This window comes from Achromobacter sp. LC458 (genome assembly GCF_001005835.2).
GTDB lineage: Bacteria > Pseudomonadota > Gammaproteobacteria > Burkholderiales > Burkholderiaceae_B > Achromobacter > Achromobacter spanius_B.
The window spans coordinates 1-14,768 of the sequence record NZ_LBHW02000043.1 but is presented as its reverse complement, the minus strand read 5'-3'; the positions used below and the strand labels follow the sequence as shown (position 1 = coordinate 14,768).

At 62.6% G+C, this 14,768-nt stretch carries 12 protein-coding genes; 2 read left to right on the top strand and 10 right to left on the bottom strand.

Annotated features, from left to right (window positions below; all coding sequences use genetic code 11):
• Positions 1 to 274: 274 nt before the first annotated feature.
• The 4 genes from YH64_RS25370 to rpsO all read right to left on the bottom strand — a co-directional run bounded on the left by YH64_RS25370 (position 275) and on the right by rpsO (position 4,946).
• Positions 275 to 1,492, bottom strand: coding sequence for a threonine ammonia-lyase (locus tag YH64_RS25370; RefSeq protein WP_046807019.1), 1,218 nt, complete (start codon positions 1,490 to 1,492; stop codon positions 275 to 277).
• Positions 1,493 to 1,507: 15 nt separating this feature from the next.
• Positions 1,508 to 2,185 (bottom strand): hypothetical protein, encoded by a 678-nt coding sequence (locus YH64_RS25365; protein ID WP_370512779.1) that lies wholly within the window; start codon positions 2,183 to 2,185, stop codon positions 1,508 to 1,510.
• A 237-nt stretch (positions 2,186 to 2,422) separates the two neighbouring features.
• Positions 2,423 to 4,585 (bottom strand): polyribonucleotide nucleotidyltransferase, encoded by a 2,163-nt coding sequence (gene pnp, locus YH64_RS25360; protein WP_046807017.1) that lies wholly within the window; start codon positions 4,583 to 4,585, stop codon positions 2,423 to 2,425.
• Between the two features lie 91 nt (positions 4,586 to 4,676).
• Positions 4,677 to 4,946, bottom strand: a complete 270-nt coding sequence (gene rpsO / locus YH64_RS25355; protein ID WP_006223612.1) for a 30S ribosomal protein S15 — start codon at positions 4,944 to 4,946, stop codon at positions 4,677 to 4,679.
• A gap of 294 nt (positions 4,947 to 5,240) precedes the next feature.
• Here rpsO and YH64_RS25350 point away from each other — a divergent pair, with 294 nt between their 5' ends.
• On the top strand, positions 5,241 to 5,759 hold the full coding sequence (locus tag YH64_RS25350) for a lipoprotein (RefSeq protein ID WP_046807016.1): 519 nt from the start codon (positions 5,241 to 5,243) through the stop codon (positions 5,757 to 5,759).
• Positions 5,760 to 5,860: 101 nt separating this feature from the next.
• Here the strand turns inward: YH64_RS25350 and pssA are convergent, their stop codons facing one another.
• The 4 genes from pssA to YH64_RS25330 all read right to left on the bottom strand — a co-directional run bounded on the left by pssA (position 5,861) and on the right by YH64_RS25330 (position 10,403).
• On the bottom strand, positions 5,861 to 6,637 hold the full coding sequence (gene pssA, locus YH64_RS25345; RefSeq protein ID WP_046807015.1) for a CDP-diacylglycerol--serine O-phosphatidyltransferase: 777 nt from the start codon (positions 6,635 to 6,637) through the stop codon (positions 5,861 to 5,863).
• A gap of 167 nt (positions 6,638 to 6,804) precedes the next feature.
• Positions 6,805 to 7,821: a ketol-acid reductoisomerase gene (ilvC, locus tag YH64_RS25340; RefSeq protein ID WP_046807014.1), complete on the bottom strand. Its 1,017-nt coding sequence runs from the start codon at positions 7,819 to 7,821 to the stop codon at positions 6,805 to 6,807.
• 76 nt (positions 7,822 to 7,897) lie between these two features.
• Positions 7,898 to 8,389 carry an acetolactate synthase small subunit gene (gene ilvN, locus YH64_RS25335; protein ID WP_006223608.1) on the bottom strand — a complete coding sequence of 164 codons (492 nt, stop codon included), beginning with the start codon at positions 8,387 to 8,389 and terminating at the stop codon, positions 7,898 to 7,900.
• Positions 8,390 to 8,399: 10 nt separating this feature from the next.
• A complete protein-coding gene (locus tag YH64_RS25330; protein ID WP_255444745.1) occupies positions 8,400 to 10,403 on the bottom strand; it encodes an acetolactate synthase 3 catalytic subunit in 2,004 nt (667 codons plus the stop codon).
• Between the two features lie 266 nt (positions 10,404 to 10,669).
• Between YH64_RS25330 and YH64_RS25325 the strand changes: the two genes are divergently transcribed.
• Positions 10,670 to 12,958, top strand: coding sequence for an FUSC family membrane protein (locus tag YH64_RS25325; RefSeq protein WP_046807012.1), 2,289 nt, complete (start codon positions 10,670 to 10,672; stop codon positions 12,956 to 12,958).
• Between the two features lie 140 nt (positions 12,959 to 13,098).
• Here YH64_RS25325 and yaaA read toward each other — a convergent pair whose 3' ends face one another.
• Positions 13,099 to 13,875, bottom strand: coding sequence for a peroxide stress protein YaaA (gene yaaA, locus YH64_RS25320; protein WP_046807011.1), 777 nt, complete (start codon positions 13,873 to 13,875; stop codon positions 13,099 to 13,101).
• 14 nt (positions 13,876 to 13,889) lie between these two features.
• Positions 13,890 to 14,672 (bottom strand): 3-hydroxybutyrate dehydrogenase, encoded by a 783-nt coding sequence (locus YH64_RS25315; protein WP_046807010.1) that lies wholly within the window; start codon positions 14,670 to 14,672, stop codon positions 13,890 to 13,892.
• Between the last annotated feature and the right edge of the window lie 96 nt (positions 14,673 to 14,768).

Genomic DNA, 14,768 nt, shown 5'->3' with positions numbered 1-14,768 from the left:
GGACAATTTTCACCTGTCTGGCCGTGATGGCGGCTTACAAACACCCTTCACTTTGCTTTCAACGCAGGCACTGCGGGGATGTTGGCCAAGGACGAAAAAGTTCCAGGGGTGACGTGAAAAAATTTTCGCAGTGGCTGCGCCGCGCAACTTTTTTTGCAACAACGTCCGACTTCAAGCGTGCGCGCGAAAACAAGAACGCCCGCAAGTTGCGGGCGTCCGTGGGGTTGATTCGGTGTCGGGTGAAGGCGGCCTCAAGCCGGTGCCGCCGCCCTGGTCAGTGGTCGTGGTTGCTGGCCGCGAAGCCCGCGGCGTTCAGTACGTCGATGACTTCCAGGATGTGGTCCGGGCCACGGGTCTGCAAGACAAAATCCACTTCGACATTGCGCACCGGCAATGACGTGAAAGCGCGTTGGTGATGCACTTCGGTGATATTCGCCTGCGCGTCGGCAATGAGTTTGGTGGCATGCGCCAGCGCACCCGGCAGGTCGCGCAAGTCCACGCGGATACGGGCAAGGCGGCCGGCGCGCACCATGCCGCGTTCGATCAGCTCGCCCAGCATCAGCGGGTCAATGTTGCCGCCCGTCAGCACCAGGCCGATGCGCTTGCCCTTGTAGCGGTCGCTGCCCGCTTCCTGCGCGCGCAGCAGGGCCGCCAGGCCCGCCGCGCCGGCGCCTTCGACCACGGTCTTTTCAATTTCCAGCAGCACGACGATGGCGTGCTCGATGTCGCTTTCGCTGACCAGTTCAATGTGATCGACCAGCTTGGCGACGATGGGCTGCGTCAGCGCGCCGGGCGACTTCACGGCGATGCCTTCCGCAATGGTGTATTGCCCCTGCGGCATGTCCACGCCCTTGACCGCCGCGTACATCGACGGAAAGCGCTCGGTCTGCACGCCCACGATCTCGATGTCCGGCTTCAAGGCCTTGGCTGCCGTGGCCACGCCTGAAATCAGCCCGCCGCCGCCGATGGCGATGACCATCATGTCCAGCCGCGGCTGGTCTTCCAGCATTTCCAGCGCCACGGTGCCCTGCCCCGAAATGACGGCTTCGTCGTCGTAGGGGTGGATCATGATCAGCCCGCGCGCCTGCGCCAGCTCGTAGCCGTGCGCCTTCGCATCGTCGAACGTATCGCCCGCCAACACCACCTCGGCGCCAAAGCGGCGCGTGTTGGCCACCTTGACGGTGGGCGTGAAGCGCGGCATCACGATCACGGCCGGTACGCCCATGCGCTGCGCATGGTAGGCCACGCCTTGCGCATGGTTGCCGGCGGACACCGCGATAACCCCCTTGGCGCGCTCCTCGTCCGACAAGCTGAGCATGCGGTTCAACGCGCCGCGTTCCTTGAACGATGCCGTGAATTGCAGGTTCTCGAACTTCAGCCAGATCTCGGCGCCGAAGATGTCGGACAGCGTGCGGGACAAGGTAAACGGGGTCTTCAAGACCTGGCCGCGCAAGTGTTCGCGGGCGGTCTGGATGGAAGCGATATCGATCACGATGGGTGGGTCCTGTTAACGCACAGGCAGAAAATTGAACAGCAAGAGGCCTTGCGCATAGTTGATCCCGATGCGGCGGGAATTCTCGCCAAGCAGGTTGGCGATCAGGTCCAGCCTGCCGATGATGGCGCCGAACTCGCGTTCGAAGCTCAGGTTCGTGGCATTGGGAGACATTTCATTGGCCAGCAAAAGCAGCTCGCCCTGATTGTTGCGGCGCGAGGCCAGCAGCCAGGCGGCAGCCTCGACGTTCCGTGCGGCATTGTAGACCCGCTGGCCGTCCAGCGCGTCGGTGGCATACAGGCGGGTCTTGCCGTTGTGTGCGGCGATGATGGTGTCGGCCATGCCGTAGATGAACGCACCGACGCGGTCGCCGGAGTAGTTCGGGTCCAGCGACACGGCCAGGATCTGGATGTCTCGCAGGCCGGCCAGGTCGCTGGGCGGGATGCGCACTTCGATGGCGTGTTTGACCCGGTTCACGGCGGCTTTTTGATCGGCCACGCCGGTCTTGCGCCATTCGCGCGGATTGCGCCGGTAGAGCTTGTCCAGCAGCGAATACAGGCTGGTGAGGTTGTCGCGCACTTCCAGCGTGACGGTGCGGTTGAAATCCGTCTGGCCGAATTGGTCGGCCGACATGGCTTCGCTGTTGGGGCCGCGCTGCCCCGGCCCCGGACTGCTCATGCAGCCGGTCAGCATTGCGGCGAACAGCGCGCCACACAGCACCGCGCCCGCGGCGGCAGGCCATCTGGTCATGCTTGGATCATCCGATTCCCCCTTTTCTCGCGCACGACTTTACAGCAAGGTCGGCGAAGTTGGGGGACGACAGCGGGGTGAAGTCGCAAGAAGATGAATCAGCGCGTCAGTGGCGGTTTGTGGCGCCGCAATAAAAAACGGCGCCTTGCGGCGCCGTTCTTGTTCAATCAGCCTGCCAGCTTATTCAGCTTGCGGTTCCGATTGGGCGGCTGCATCGGGAGCGGCAGCGGGTTGCTGCGCTTCGATACCGCCGATTGCCTTGATGGACAGGCGCAGACGGCCCTTGTCATCGGCCTCGATGACCTTGACGCGGACTTGCTGGCCGACCTTCAGCACATCGTTGATGTTGGCGATGCGGTAGTTGGCGATTTCCGAGATGTGCAGCAGGCCGTCACGGCCCGGCAGCACTTGCACGATGGCGCCGAAGTCCAGCAGACGCAGGACCGAACCTTCGTACATCTGGCCCACTTCGACATCGGCCGTCAGTTCGACGATGCGGCGCTGGGCTTCTTTGGCCTGCGCTTCGTCGACGCTGGCGATCACGATCGTGCCGTCGTCGGAGATGTCGATCTGCGTGCCGGTTTCTTCGGTCAGCGCGCGGATGGTGGCGCCGCCCTTGCCGATCACGTCGCGGATCTTCTCGGGGTTGATCTTGATGGTCAGCATGCGCGGGGCAAAAGCCGAGAGCTCGCCGCGCGAACCGTCCAGCGCTTCCTTCATCTTGGTCAGGATGTGCAGGCGGCCTTCGCGGGCTTGCGCCAGCGCCACTTGCATGATTTCCTTCGTGATGCCCTGGATCTTGATGTCCATCTGCAGTGCGGTGACGCCGTTTTCGGTGCCCGCAACCTTGAAGTCCATGTCGCCCAGGTGATCTTCGTCACCCAGAATGTCGGTCAGCACGGCAAACTTGCCGCCGTCCAGGATCAGGCCCATGGCCACACCGGCCACGTGATCCTTGACCGGCACGCCGGCGTCCATCATGGCCAGCGAGCCGCCGCAGACCGAAGCCATCGACGACGAGCCGTTGGACTCGGTGATTTCCGACACGATGCGAATCGTGTATTGGAAGTCTTCCGGAGCCGGCAGCAGCGGGATCAGCGAACGCTTGGCGAGACGGCCGTGACCGATTTCGCGGCGCTTGGGCACACCGATGCGGCCCGTTTCGCCGGTGGCGAACGGAGGCATGTTGTAGTGCATCATGAAGCGGTCGCGGTATTCACCCATGAGCGCGTCGATGATCTGTTCGTCTTGCTTGGTGCCCAGCGTGGCCACGACCAGCGCTTGCGTTTCACCACGGGTGAACAGCGCGCTGCCGTGTGCGCGGGGCAGCACGCCCAGACGCACGCTGATGGGGCGAACGGTGCGGGTGTCGCGACCGTCGATACGCGGTTCGCCGTTCAGGATCTGACCGCGAACGATGGCCGATTCCAGCGAGAACATGATGTTGTCGACGGTGACGGCGTCAGGCGCGGGCTCGCCCTTTTCAGCAGCGGCGGCAGCCAGCTTGGCCGACACGTCGGCCGACACTTCGCGCAGCTTGGCCGTACGGGCCTGCTTTTCGCGGATCTGGTAGGCGGCGTTCAAGCCTTCCTGGGCAGCCGCGGTCACGGCGGCGATCAGGGCTTCGTCCTTGGCGGGCGCTTGCCAGTCCCACTCGGGCTTGCCGGCGTCCTTCACCAATTCGTGAATGGCGTTGATGACGGCCTGCATTTGCTCGTGGCCGAACACCACACCGCCCAGCATGATTTCTTCGGACAGCTGTTGGGCTTCCGATTCCACCATCAGCACGGCGTTTTCCGTACCGGCAACCACCAGGTCCAGCTTCGAGGACTTCAGCTGCGTGGCGGTCGGGTTCAGTGCGTATTGGCCGTCGATGTAGCCCACGCGAGCGGCGCCGATCGGGCCGTTGAACGGGATGCCCGAAATGGCCAGAGCGGCCGAGGCGCCGATCATGGCGGCGATGTCGGGATCAATCTCGGGATTGACCGACAGCGTGTGGATGACCACCTGGACTTCGTTGTAGAAGTCTTCGGGGAACAGCGGACGCAGCGGACGATCGATCAGGCGCGAGGTCAGCGTTTCCTTTTCGGACGGCTTGCCTTCGCGCTTGAAGAACCCACCCGGAATACGGCCGGCGGCGTAGGTCTTTTCGATGTAGTCGACGGTCAGCGGGAAAAACGTTTGACCCGGCTTGGCCTTCTTGGAAGCTACGACAGTAGCCAGGACAACGGTGTCCTCGATCGACACCACAACGGCGCCGGAGGCCTGGCGAGCGATCTCGCCAGTTTCCAGGACGACCGTGTGCTGGCCGTACTGGAACGATTTTGTCACTTTGTTGAACATGACGATTATTCCTTACAAATGAAAAACCGTGGCCGCTGCGACAATACGTCGCACCGACCACGGTTGCGTCATGGGGAGCCAGCCCCGTCGATCACTTGCGCAGACCGAGTTTTTCGATCAGAGCGCGGTACGAATCGGGATTGCGGCCCTTGAGATAGTCGAGCAGCTTGCGGCGACGGCTGACCATACGCAGCAGACCGCGGCGCGAGTGATGGTCCTTCATGTGTTCTTTGAAGTGACCGGTCAGTTCGTTGATACGGGCGGTGAGCAGAGCCACCTGAACTTCGGGGGAGCCGGTATCGCCTTGAGCGCGTTGGAACTGCGCAACGATATCGGATTTCTTGATGTCAGCTACAGACATTGATGACCTCTTCGGACATGCGACAGGGCCGAGGTGCCCTGACGTGGTTGGGAAAAATTTGCGTAAGACCCGGCGATAAGCGTTTTTGCTTTCTCACTGCTGCTTCAATAGCTGCAAAGTGGCCGCTTTCGGCTACCGTGCAGCCGGACTGCCGGCGCAAAGCATCTTGCAAAATCAATCAATACGTTTGATAAAGCTCGGTGATTATAGCTGAAACGCTAGAATTACCCCAGAGACGGTTTCGCCTGTTCGGCAGAGGCCGGCAAGCGCCCACGGCGCCTAGAGGAGCAATAGATGTCTAAATATTACAGAACAGCCCGCATCACCCTCGCCTCCCTGGCCCTGACCGGCCTGGCCGCCTGCGCGAACCTGGCCCAGGTGCCGCCCGGCACGCCTTACGCCGATGTGTTGACCCAGTTTGGCAAGCCCAACTACACCTGCCCGCAAGCGGGCGGCGGGCAACGCGTCATCTGGACCCAGCAGCCGATGGGGCAATTTGCCTGGGGCACCAACGTGGGCACCGATGGGCGCGTGGGTCCTGTCGTGCCTTTGCTGACGGACGCGCACTTCAAGGTGCTGGAAGTCGGCGATTGGGGGCCGGACCGGGTGCGCTGTGAATTTGGCCCGCCCGCCCGCATCGAAGAGGCGGGGCTGGGCGAAAAGCGCGAAGTCGTGTGGTCGTATCGCTACAAGGAAAACGGCGTCTGGAATTCGCTGATGTACGTCTACATGAGCCGCGACGGCAGCAAGCTGACGCACTTCCATCCTGGCCCGGACCCGATGTATGACGATGAAAGGTTCATGTGGCGCTAAGGTGTCCGGGCAATAATCGCCCGACGCCAAACGTCAAAGATGAAATACAAAACCCGCCGACTGGCGGGTTTTGTGTGAGCGGTAAGTAATACCGACAGCGGTCAGGACGATGACTGCCCGCGACGCTCTTGCGTCAGGCGGCGCGCCTTGTTCCAGCGCCACGCCCACATGACCCAGCCCGAAAGACCATACAGCACGAACAGGCCGAACAGCACCACCGGGGGATCGCTGGACACGAACACGAACACGGCCACCACCAGCAAGATGCCCCAGAACGGCACGCTGCGGCCCAGCGCAAAGCTCTTGCCGCTGAAGAACGGCGCGTTCGAAACCATGGTGATGCCGGCGTACATGGTTAGCGTAAAGGCCACCCAGGCCATCAGGCTGTCATGGATCGGCAGCTTGTTATCGACAGCCAGCCAGACGAAGCCGGCAACCAAGGCGGCGGCCGCCGGGCTGGGCAAGCCTTGGAAATAGCGTTTGTCGACGACGGCGATATTGGTATTGAAGCGTGCCAGGCGCAGCGCGGCGCCGGCGACATAGACGAAGGCGGCAAGCCAACCCCAGCGGCCCAGGTCGTTCAAGATCCATTCGTACATGACCAGCGCGGGCGCAACGCCGAATGACGTCATATCCGACAGCGAATCATATTGCTCGCCGAAGGCAGACTGCGTATTGGTCAACCGGGCGACGCGGCCATCCATGCCATCAAGCACCATCGCCACGAAAATGGCGATGGCGGCGACTTCGAAGCGATCATTCATGGCCTGCACGACGGCATAGAACCCCGCGAACAGCGCCGCGGTGGTGAATGCGTTGGGCAGCAAGTAGATGCTTCGGTGGCGGTTCTCGGAATCGCGCATGGAAAAATTGGGCATAGTCTCAATAACTTACAACGGACTGTGAAAGGTTAACTCATATGGCCCCGCTTGCGGGACAGAGCAAGAGCCGTGCCTGACGAAAAGGCCATAAAAAAACGGCACGCCCTTGCGAGCATGCCGTCTTTGAGGACGGGGCGCGGGGCCAGCCCCGCACCGGACGTCGATCAGTTCTTGGACTTGTCCACCAGCTTGTTCGCGGCGATCCAGGGCATCATGGCGCGCAGCTTGCCGCCCACTTGCTCGATCTGCGATTCCGCGTTGATGCGGCGGCGCGAGGTCAGCGTCGGGGCGCCGGCGGTGTTTTCCAGGATGAACTTCTTGGCGTATTCGCCGGTCTGGATGTCCGTCAGGCACTGGCGCATGGCCTTGCGGGTTTCGTCGGTGACGATCTTCGGACCCGTTTCGTATTCGCCGAATTCAGCGTTATTCGAAATCGAGTAGTTCATGTTGGCGATACCGCCTTCATAGATCAGGTCGACGATCAGCTTCAGTTCGTGCAGGCATTCGAAGTACGCCATTTCGGGCGCGTAGCCGGCTTCCACCAGCGTGTCGAAACCGGCCTTGATCAGTTCGACGGTACCGCCGCACAGCACGGCTTGTTCGCCGAACAGGTCGGTTTCGGTTTCTTCGCGGAAGTTGGTTTCGATGATGCCGGCACGGCCGCCGCCGTTGGCGCTGGCGTACGACAGGGCCACGTCACGCGCGGCGCCCGACTTGTCCTGGTACACGGCCACCAGGTGGGGCACGCCGCCACCTTGCTTGTACGTGTTGCGCACCGTGTGGCCCGGGGCCTTCGGGGCGATCATGATGACGTCGATGTCTTCGCGCGGCACGACCTGGCCGTAGTGGACGTTGAAGCCGTGGGCGAAAGCCAGGGCGGCGCCGGCCTTGATGTTGCCGTGCACTTCCTTGTTGTAGACCGAGGCGATGTTCTCGTCGGGCAGCAACATCATGACGATGTCGGCGGCCTTCACGGCATCAGCCACTTCCTTGACTTCCAGGCCGGCGTTGGCGGCCTTGTTCCACGAAGCGCCGTCCTTGCGCAGGCCGACGATGACCTTCACGCCCGATTCATGCAGGTTCTGCGCGTGCGCATGGCCTTGCGAACCGTAGCCGATGATGGCAACGGTCTTGCCTTTGATGAGGGACAGATCGCAGTCTTTGTCGTAGAAAACTTTCATGGTTGTGCTCCAGATTCCAGTATTTTGGATATTCGATTAATTCAGATGTAGGGTGTGGCGTGGCCTGGAAGGCCGGTCAAATCTTCAAAATCCGTTCACCGCGTCCGATGCCGGACACGCCGGTGCGTACGGTTTCAAGGATGGCACTGCGGTCCAGGGCTTCCAGGAAGGCCTGTACTTTTTCCTGCACCCCGGTCAATTCGATGGTGTAGGACTTGTCGGTCACGTCGATGATGCGGCCGCGGAAAATGTCCGCCATGCGCTTCATCTCTTCGCGTTCCTTGCCAACGGCGCGCACCTTCACCAGCATCAGCTCGCGCTCGATGTGGGCGCCTTCGGTCAGGTCCACCACTTTAACGACATCCACCAGGCGGTTCAGGTGCTTGGTGATCTGTTCGATGACTTCATCGGAACCGGTCGTCACGATCGTCATGCGCGACAGCGTGGAATCCTCGGTGGGCGCCACGGTCAGGGTTTCGATGTTGTAGCCCCGCGCGGAAAACAGCCCCACCACGCGCGACAGCGCGCCGGGTTCGTTTTCGAGGAGGACGGAAATCACGTGCTTCATGGTGGCCTCCTTACAGGTCTTCAGAGCCAAGCAGCATTTCGGTCAGCCCACGGCCGGCCTTGACCATCGGCCACACGTTTTCGGTGCGGTCGGTGATGAAGTCCAGAAAGACCAGGCGTTCCTTGTGCTTGCCAAAGGCTTCGCGCAGCGCGGGTTCGACATCCGCCGGACGCTCGATGCGCAGACCCACGTGGCCATAGGCCTCGGCCACCTTGACGAAGTCGGGCAGCGAATCCATGTAGGACTCGGAATAGCGCGAGCCGTAATCGATCTGCTGCCATTGCCGGACCATGCCCAGGAAACGGTTGTTCAGGCAGACGATCTTGGGCGTCAGGCGGTATTGATGGCAGGTCGACAGTTCCTGGATGTTCATCTGGATCGACGCTTCGCCGGTAATGACGGCAACGTCGTGCCCAGGGTTGGCCATCTGCACGCCCATCGCGTACGGCAGCCCCACACCCATGGTGCCCAGGCCGCCGGAGTTGATCCAGCGGCGCGGCTTGTCGAACTTGTAGTACTGGGCCGCCCACATCTGGTGCTGGCCCACGTCGGACGTGACGAAGGCGTCGCCGCCCGTCACTTCCCACAGCTTTTCCACCACGTACTGCGGCTTGATGACTTCGTCCGAGTTGGCGAACTTCAGGCATTCCTTGCCGCGCCACGTTTCCACCTGCTCCCACCACTTGGTGATGGACGCGGGCTTGTGCTCGGCGGCCGCCACTTCGAATTGGGCGGACAGGTCGGCCAGCACATCCTTGACGTTGCCGACGATCGGGACGTCCACGCGCACGCGCTTGGAGATCGACGACGGATCGATATCGATATGGATGATCTTGCGGGCGTTTTGCGCAAAGTGCTTGGGGTTGCCGATCACGCGGTCATCGAAACGCGCGCCGATGGCCAGCAGCACGTCGCAGTGCTGCATCGCCATATTGGCTTCGTACGTGCCGTGCATGCCGGGCATGCCCACGAACTGGCCGCTGCTGGCCGGGTAGCCGCCCAGGCCCATCAGGGTGCTGGTGCAAGGCGCACCCAGTTGCGACACAAGCTTGTTCAACTCGGGCGCGGCGTTCGACAGGATGACGCCGCCACCCGTGTAGATCATCGGCCGTTCGGCGGCCAGCAGCATCTGCACGGCTTTCTTGATTTGCCCCTGGTGGCCCTTGTTGACGGGCGCGTAGGAACGCATCGAGATCTCGCCCTTGGGCGGCGTGTATTTGCACTGCGCGACGGTGATGTCCTTGGGGATATCGACCAGCACCGGGCCAGGGCGGCCCGTGCGCGCGATATAGAACGCGCGGCGCATGGTTTCGGCCAGGTCCTTGACGTCACGCACCAGGAAGTTGTGCTTGACGCAGGGACGCGTGATGCCGACGGTGTCGCATTCCTGGAACGCATCTTCGCCGATGGCCGCAGTGGGCACTTGCCCGCTGATGATGACCATGGGGATGGAATCCATATAGGCGGTGGCGATGCCGGTGACGGCATTGGTCACGCCCGGGCCGCTGGTCACGAGGCAGACGCCAACCTTTTGCGACGAGCGCGAATAGGCATCGGCGGCGTGCACGGCGGCTTGCTCGTGACGAACCAGGATATGCTGAAATTTGTCTTGCTTGAAGATCGCGTCGTAGATGTAAAGCACTGCGCCGCCGGGATAGCCGAAAACGTGTTCCACGCCCTCATCGGCCAGGCAGCGCACGACGATATCGGCGCCATTCATTTCCATGTTGTATTTCCTTTCAGTACCGGCCCTGCAACCCTGACTGCTGCTCGCCCGGATACGGCGGCAACGGAACCCATACCGGCTACGACAACATGATCCGGCGCTTAGCGGCTCACGGAGCCACGCCACCCGGACACCCTGCCGACCCGGCACACGCTCGACAGAACGCAGTGCAAACGCCCCTGGGGGACGCTGGAGGTCGAAATGGAAGCTTTGGCAACACACGCTTGTGGCGCGGCCAACAGCAAGTATCACTGCGGCGGGATGACTGGGGAGGTGACCCGTTACCATCCGCCTCAACGCACCGGTATCGGATAGGCAGACCGGCGCAAGAGATGGAATTTACCGCGTTGCGTCAAAGGTAGCAAATCGGCGTGAAGCGACCGTTGCACGCGCGATGCAAGGCGAATTGCGGGACAGTCCGGCAACCATCCGACCCCAAAATATATGCCCCCCAGCGGGGCAGCTTTCCCCTTGGGGCGGCCCAGCGGGGAAAGGCCCTAACTCGCGGGCGCATCTATATACTTGCCGCATCGCGAGAATTAGGCCCCGCCCCCATGGATTTGCGCATCGCCAGCATCCGCCGCTTCCTTTACAGCCACTACTTCTTCGGGGGGGTGCGCCAGGGGGTTGGCATGCTGTTGCCCGTGCTGGTGCTGGGTGGGCTGTTCGGCAACTACACCACCGGGCTGGTCGCCACGTTTGGCGCGCAGTGCCTGGCCATCATCGACCAGCCGGGCGGGCCGCAGCGCCATCGCACCAACGAAATGCTGGGCGGCGCGGCGCTGGGTACGCTTACCGTCATCATTACCGGCCTGGCCTCCAGCAACCCCGTCCTGATCTGGTTGGTGGTGATTGCGCAGTGCTTTGTCTATTCGATGTTCACGGTGTTCGGCAAGCGCGGCGGGCTGATCGGCTTTGCCGGCCTGTTGCTGATGACGTTGACCATGCATTCGCCGCTGGAGCCGCACCAAGTGCTGGCGCATGCCGCCGCGACGCTGGGCGGCGCGTTGTTCTACGTGGTCTTCAGCCTGGGCTTTTCGCGCCTGTTCTGGCTGCGCGAAGAACAGCAGGCCATGTCGGTGGCGCTGTTCGCCACCGCTGACTACGTGGCGGCTCGCGCCGCTTTCTACGACGAAACGGCCGACCTGGACGAGGCCTACCGCGCACTGATCCAGCGCCAATCTATCATGACGGAAAAGCACCAGGCCGCGCGCGACATGGTGCTGCGCGCGCTGCCACGCGGCAAGGGGGTGGGCGACCGCCAGCGCGTGATGATCTGGAACATGTTCGTGGACATGCTGCAATTGCTGGACACGCTGGTTGCCACGCATACCGACTACGCGTCGCTGCGCCGCACGCTGGCCGGCAACGACTGCCTGATGTTCATGCGTGACGCGCTGGTCAAGATGTCGCTGGAATTGAATCGCATCGCGCTGGACGTGTCGCGCGGCCGCCCGGTGCAATACCGCAGCAGCGCCAAGGCCGAGCTGCGCGCCATCGAATACGAAATCGAACAGCTCAAACAGCAAGGCTTGGGCGAACGCGAACCCGAGATGCTGGCGCTGATCATCCAGGTGCTGCGCCGCCTGCGCAATTCGGCCCGCATCGTGGACCGCCTGGCCGACCACACGGCGGCATCGCCCGACGCCAAGCCCACCGACGTCTTGCGCATCAACAAGTCGTTGACGCGATTCATCTCGCGGCAGGAATTCCGCATTGGGCTCCTGACCAGCAACTTGCGGCCGGATTCCCCCCATTTTCGCTACGCGCTGCGCGTGACGGCCGCCGCCGCCATTGCCATGACGCTGGCCAGCCGCTGGTTGTCGCCGGAGTTTTCCGCGCACAACTACTGGATCATGCTGACCATTGTCATCATCATGAAGCCCGGCTTCGCGCTGACGCGGCAGCGCAATGGCTGGCGCCTGGGCGGCACCTTGATCGGCTGCATCTGCGCCCTGCTGCTGTTCAACCTGACCGACAGCCCCGAGATCCTGTTCGCCGTGCTGCTGGGCGCCTGCATCATGGGCAACAGCCTGGTGCAGCTGAACTACATGGCCAGCGCCATATTCAACACCCTGTTCGTGGTGCTGGTGTTCCACTTCGTGTCGCCGGGCACGGTGTCGATGTCGGTGATTGGCGAACGCGCCATCGACACGCTGCTGGGTTGCGCGCTGGCGCTGATATGCAGCTACATCCTGCCGTGGTGGGAAGCGCGCTACCTGAAGCCGCTGGCGGCCGCCGCCACGCGCGCCAACCGCGAGTACCTGGTTGCGGGCCTGCGCTACGTGGAAGCCATGCAGGCGCATGGCGCGCCGTCAAACGTGGCCACAGCTACCGCCACGAATGCCGGCACAACCCCTGCATCCCCCGCCGCCAGCCCCACTGCCACATCCGCCGCCGACACGCCCGCCGTCATCGACGCCGACCTGGCCTGGCGGCTGGCGCGCAAGAACGTGCACATTGCGTTCAGCAACTTCGCCGAAGCGTTCTATCGAATGATGAGCGAGCCTAAGTCGCACCAGCAAAGCGTGCCGGAATTGAACAACCTGCTGATCCAGAACCACGTGCTGGCATCACAGATCACGGCGGCGATTCCCATCCTGGCCGCGCTGCCCAAAACGCCCGAGGCGGTGCAGCTTGCCATGAACGGCATGGTCGACCTGCTGGACGAAAAGCGCCCGCAGATCGCCACCACCCTGCCCACGCAGTTCGACACATCCGGAGAGCAGGCGGCGTTGGCCTATCCGCTGAAACAGATGCTGAAGGCCTCGCACATGATTCGCCAGGAGTTGCAGGCGCTGGCTGACCCGACGCACGCACCGCCGCTGGCGGCGGCGGCCTGAAGGCGAAGGTATCGGTAACCCGCAAGACGGGCAAAGCGCGCGAAGACGTGGAACAGTACTCACGTCAACCGCGCGCTTACCGCGTCGACTGATGACGGCGTCGACGGACCCCGCCGTCCACGCATCACCGCATCACCGCATCAATCCGCCAGCTTGCGGCGAAACACCAGCTTGTCGTCCGTCGATGCCGAGGCGTCGTAGGCGTAGCCTTCCAGGTCAAAGCCTTGCAAGCCTTCGGGCTTGGTCACCTTGTGCTGAATCGCGTAGCGCGCCATCAACCCACGCGCCCGCTTGGCGTGAAAGCTGATGATCTTCCAGGCGCCGTTCTTCCAGTCCTGGAACACGCACTGCACCACGCGCGCCTTCAGCGTCTTCAAGTCAACTGACTTGAAATATTCCTCGGACGCCAGGTTCACGATGACCGGCGCCTTCTTGCCTTCCAGGCGCTCGTTCAAATAGTCCGCAATGGTCGAACCCCAGTACTCGTACAGGTTCTTGCCCTTGGGCGTTTCCAGCCGCGTGCCCATTTCCAGGCGATACGGTTGCATCAGATCCAGCGGCCGCAACACGCCGTACAGGCCGCTGAGGATGGCCACGTGCTCTTGCGCCCAGTCCAGCTGCTTGGCCGACAGGCTGGAGGCGTCCAGCCCTTCGTACACATCGCCGTTAAAGGCCAGCACGGCCTGGCGCGAGTTGGTCTGGGTGAAGCTGCGCTTCCAGTGCGCATAGCGCTGCGCGTTCAGTTCCGACAGCGCCGGGCTCAGGCTCATCAGGCCGGCGATGTCTTCGGCGGACTTGGTCTTAAGCACTTTGATCAGGCCGGCGGCCTGATCCACGAACAGCGGCTGGGTGTGCGTCTCGATATGCAAAGGCGAGTCGTAGTCCAGCTTCTTGGCGGGGGAAAGCAAAAACAACATTCGTAGTTCCTTTATCAGCGCGCCGTCCAGCCACCATCGACCGAAACGGACGTGCCCGTAATTTGCGCCGCGGCGTCCGAGGCCAGGAACACGGCGGTGCCGCCCAATTGCTCGGGCGTCACGAATTGCAGCGACGGCTGCTTTTCGCCCAACAGTTCGCGCGCGGCGGCTTCCTGGTCGACGCCATTCTTTTGCGCCAGCGCGGTGATCTGCTTTTCCACCAGGGCGGTGCGCACCCAGCCCGGGCAGATGGAATTGGCGGTGATGCCCTGCCCGGCCGTTTCCAGCGCCGTGACTTTGGTGAAGCCCACCACGCCATGCTTGGCCGCCACATAGGCCGACTTGTTGGCCGACCCGACCAGGCCGTGCGCCGACGCGATATTGATGATGCGGCCAAAGCCCTGCTTCTTCATGTGGGGCAGCGCGGCGGCGGTGCCGTGGAACACGGCGGACAGGTTCAGCGCCAGGATGGCATCCCACTTTTCAGCGGGAAAATCCTCGATCAGCGCGGTGTGCTGGATGCCGGCGTTGTTGACCAGGATGTCGATGCGGCCCAACTGGCGCACCGTGTTCTCGACCAAGCCGCGCACCGCGTCGCCCTTGGACAGGTCGGCGCCGTCGTAGACAACCTTCACGCCATGCTTGTCGGCCAGGCCGGCGCGCACTTTTTCAATCTCGGCGGCCTCGCCAAACCCATTCAGGACGATATCGGCGCCTTGCTGCGCGAAGGCCGTGGCGATACCCAGGCCGATGCCGCTGGTGGAACCGGTGACTAGGGCGACTTTTCCTTTAAGCATGCGCATTCTCCTGGGGTCTGGCGGGGGTGACGGTGGGGTGACCGTGGGGTCGAAAAGCAGAGCGGAGACAAGTGTAGCCGCCCAACAAGACGGCAA

Bases quoted from the DNA above. Each gene is read 5' to 3' on its own strand.
- YH64_RS25365 (WP_370512779.1), bottom strand. From the start codon at position 2,185: ATGCTGACCGGCTGCATGAGCAGTCCGGGGCCGGGGCAGCGCGGCCCC.
- pnp (WP_046807017.1), bottom strand. From the start codon at position 4,585: ATGTTCAACAAAGTGACAAAATCGTTCCAGTACGGCCAGCACACGGTC.
- rpsO (WP_006223612.1), bottom strand. From the start codon at position 4,946: ATGTCTGTAGCTGACATCAAGAAATCCGATATCGTTGCGCAGTTCCAA.
- YH64_RS25350 (WP_046807016.1), top strand. From the start codon at position 5,241: ATGTCTAAATATTACAGAACAGCCCGCATCACCCTCGCCTCCCTGGCC.
- pssA (WP_046807015.1), bottom strand. From the start codon at position 6,637: ATGCCCAATTTTTCCATGCGCGATTCCGAGAACCGCCACCGAAGCATC.
- ilvC (WP_046807014.1), bottom strand. From the start codon at position 7,821: ATGAAAGTTTTCTACGACAAAGACTGCGATCTGTCCCTCATCAAAGGC.
- ilvN (WP_006223608.1), bottom strand. From the start codon at position 8,389: ATGAAGCACGTGATTTCCGTCCTCCTCGAAAACGAACCCGGCGCGCTG.
- YH64_RS25330 (WP_255444745.1), bottom strand. From the start codon at position 10,403: ATGGTAACGGGTCACCTCCCCAGTCATCCCGCCGCAGTGATACTTGCT.
- YH64_RS25325 (WP_046807012.1), top strand. From the start codon at position 10,670: ATGGATTTGCGCATCGCCAGCATCCGCCGCTTCCTTTACAGCCACTAC.
- yaaA (WP_046807011.1), bottom strand. From the start codon at position 13,875: ATGTTGTTTTTGCTTTCCCCCGCCAAGAAGCTGGACTACGACTCGCCT.
- YH64_RS25315 (WP_046807010.1), bottom strand. From the start codon at position 14,672: ATGCTTAAAGGAAAAGTCGCCCTAGTCACCGGTTCCACCAGCGGCATC.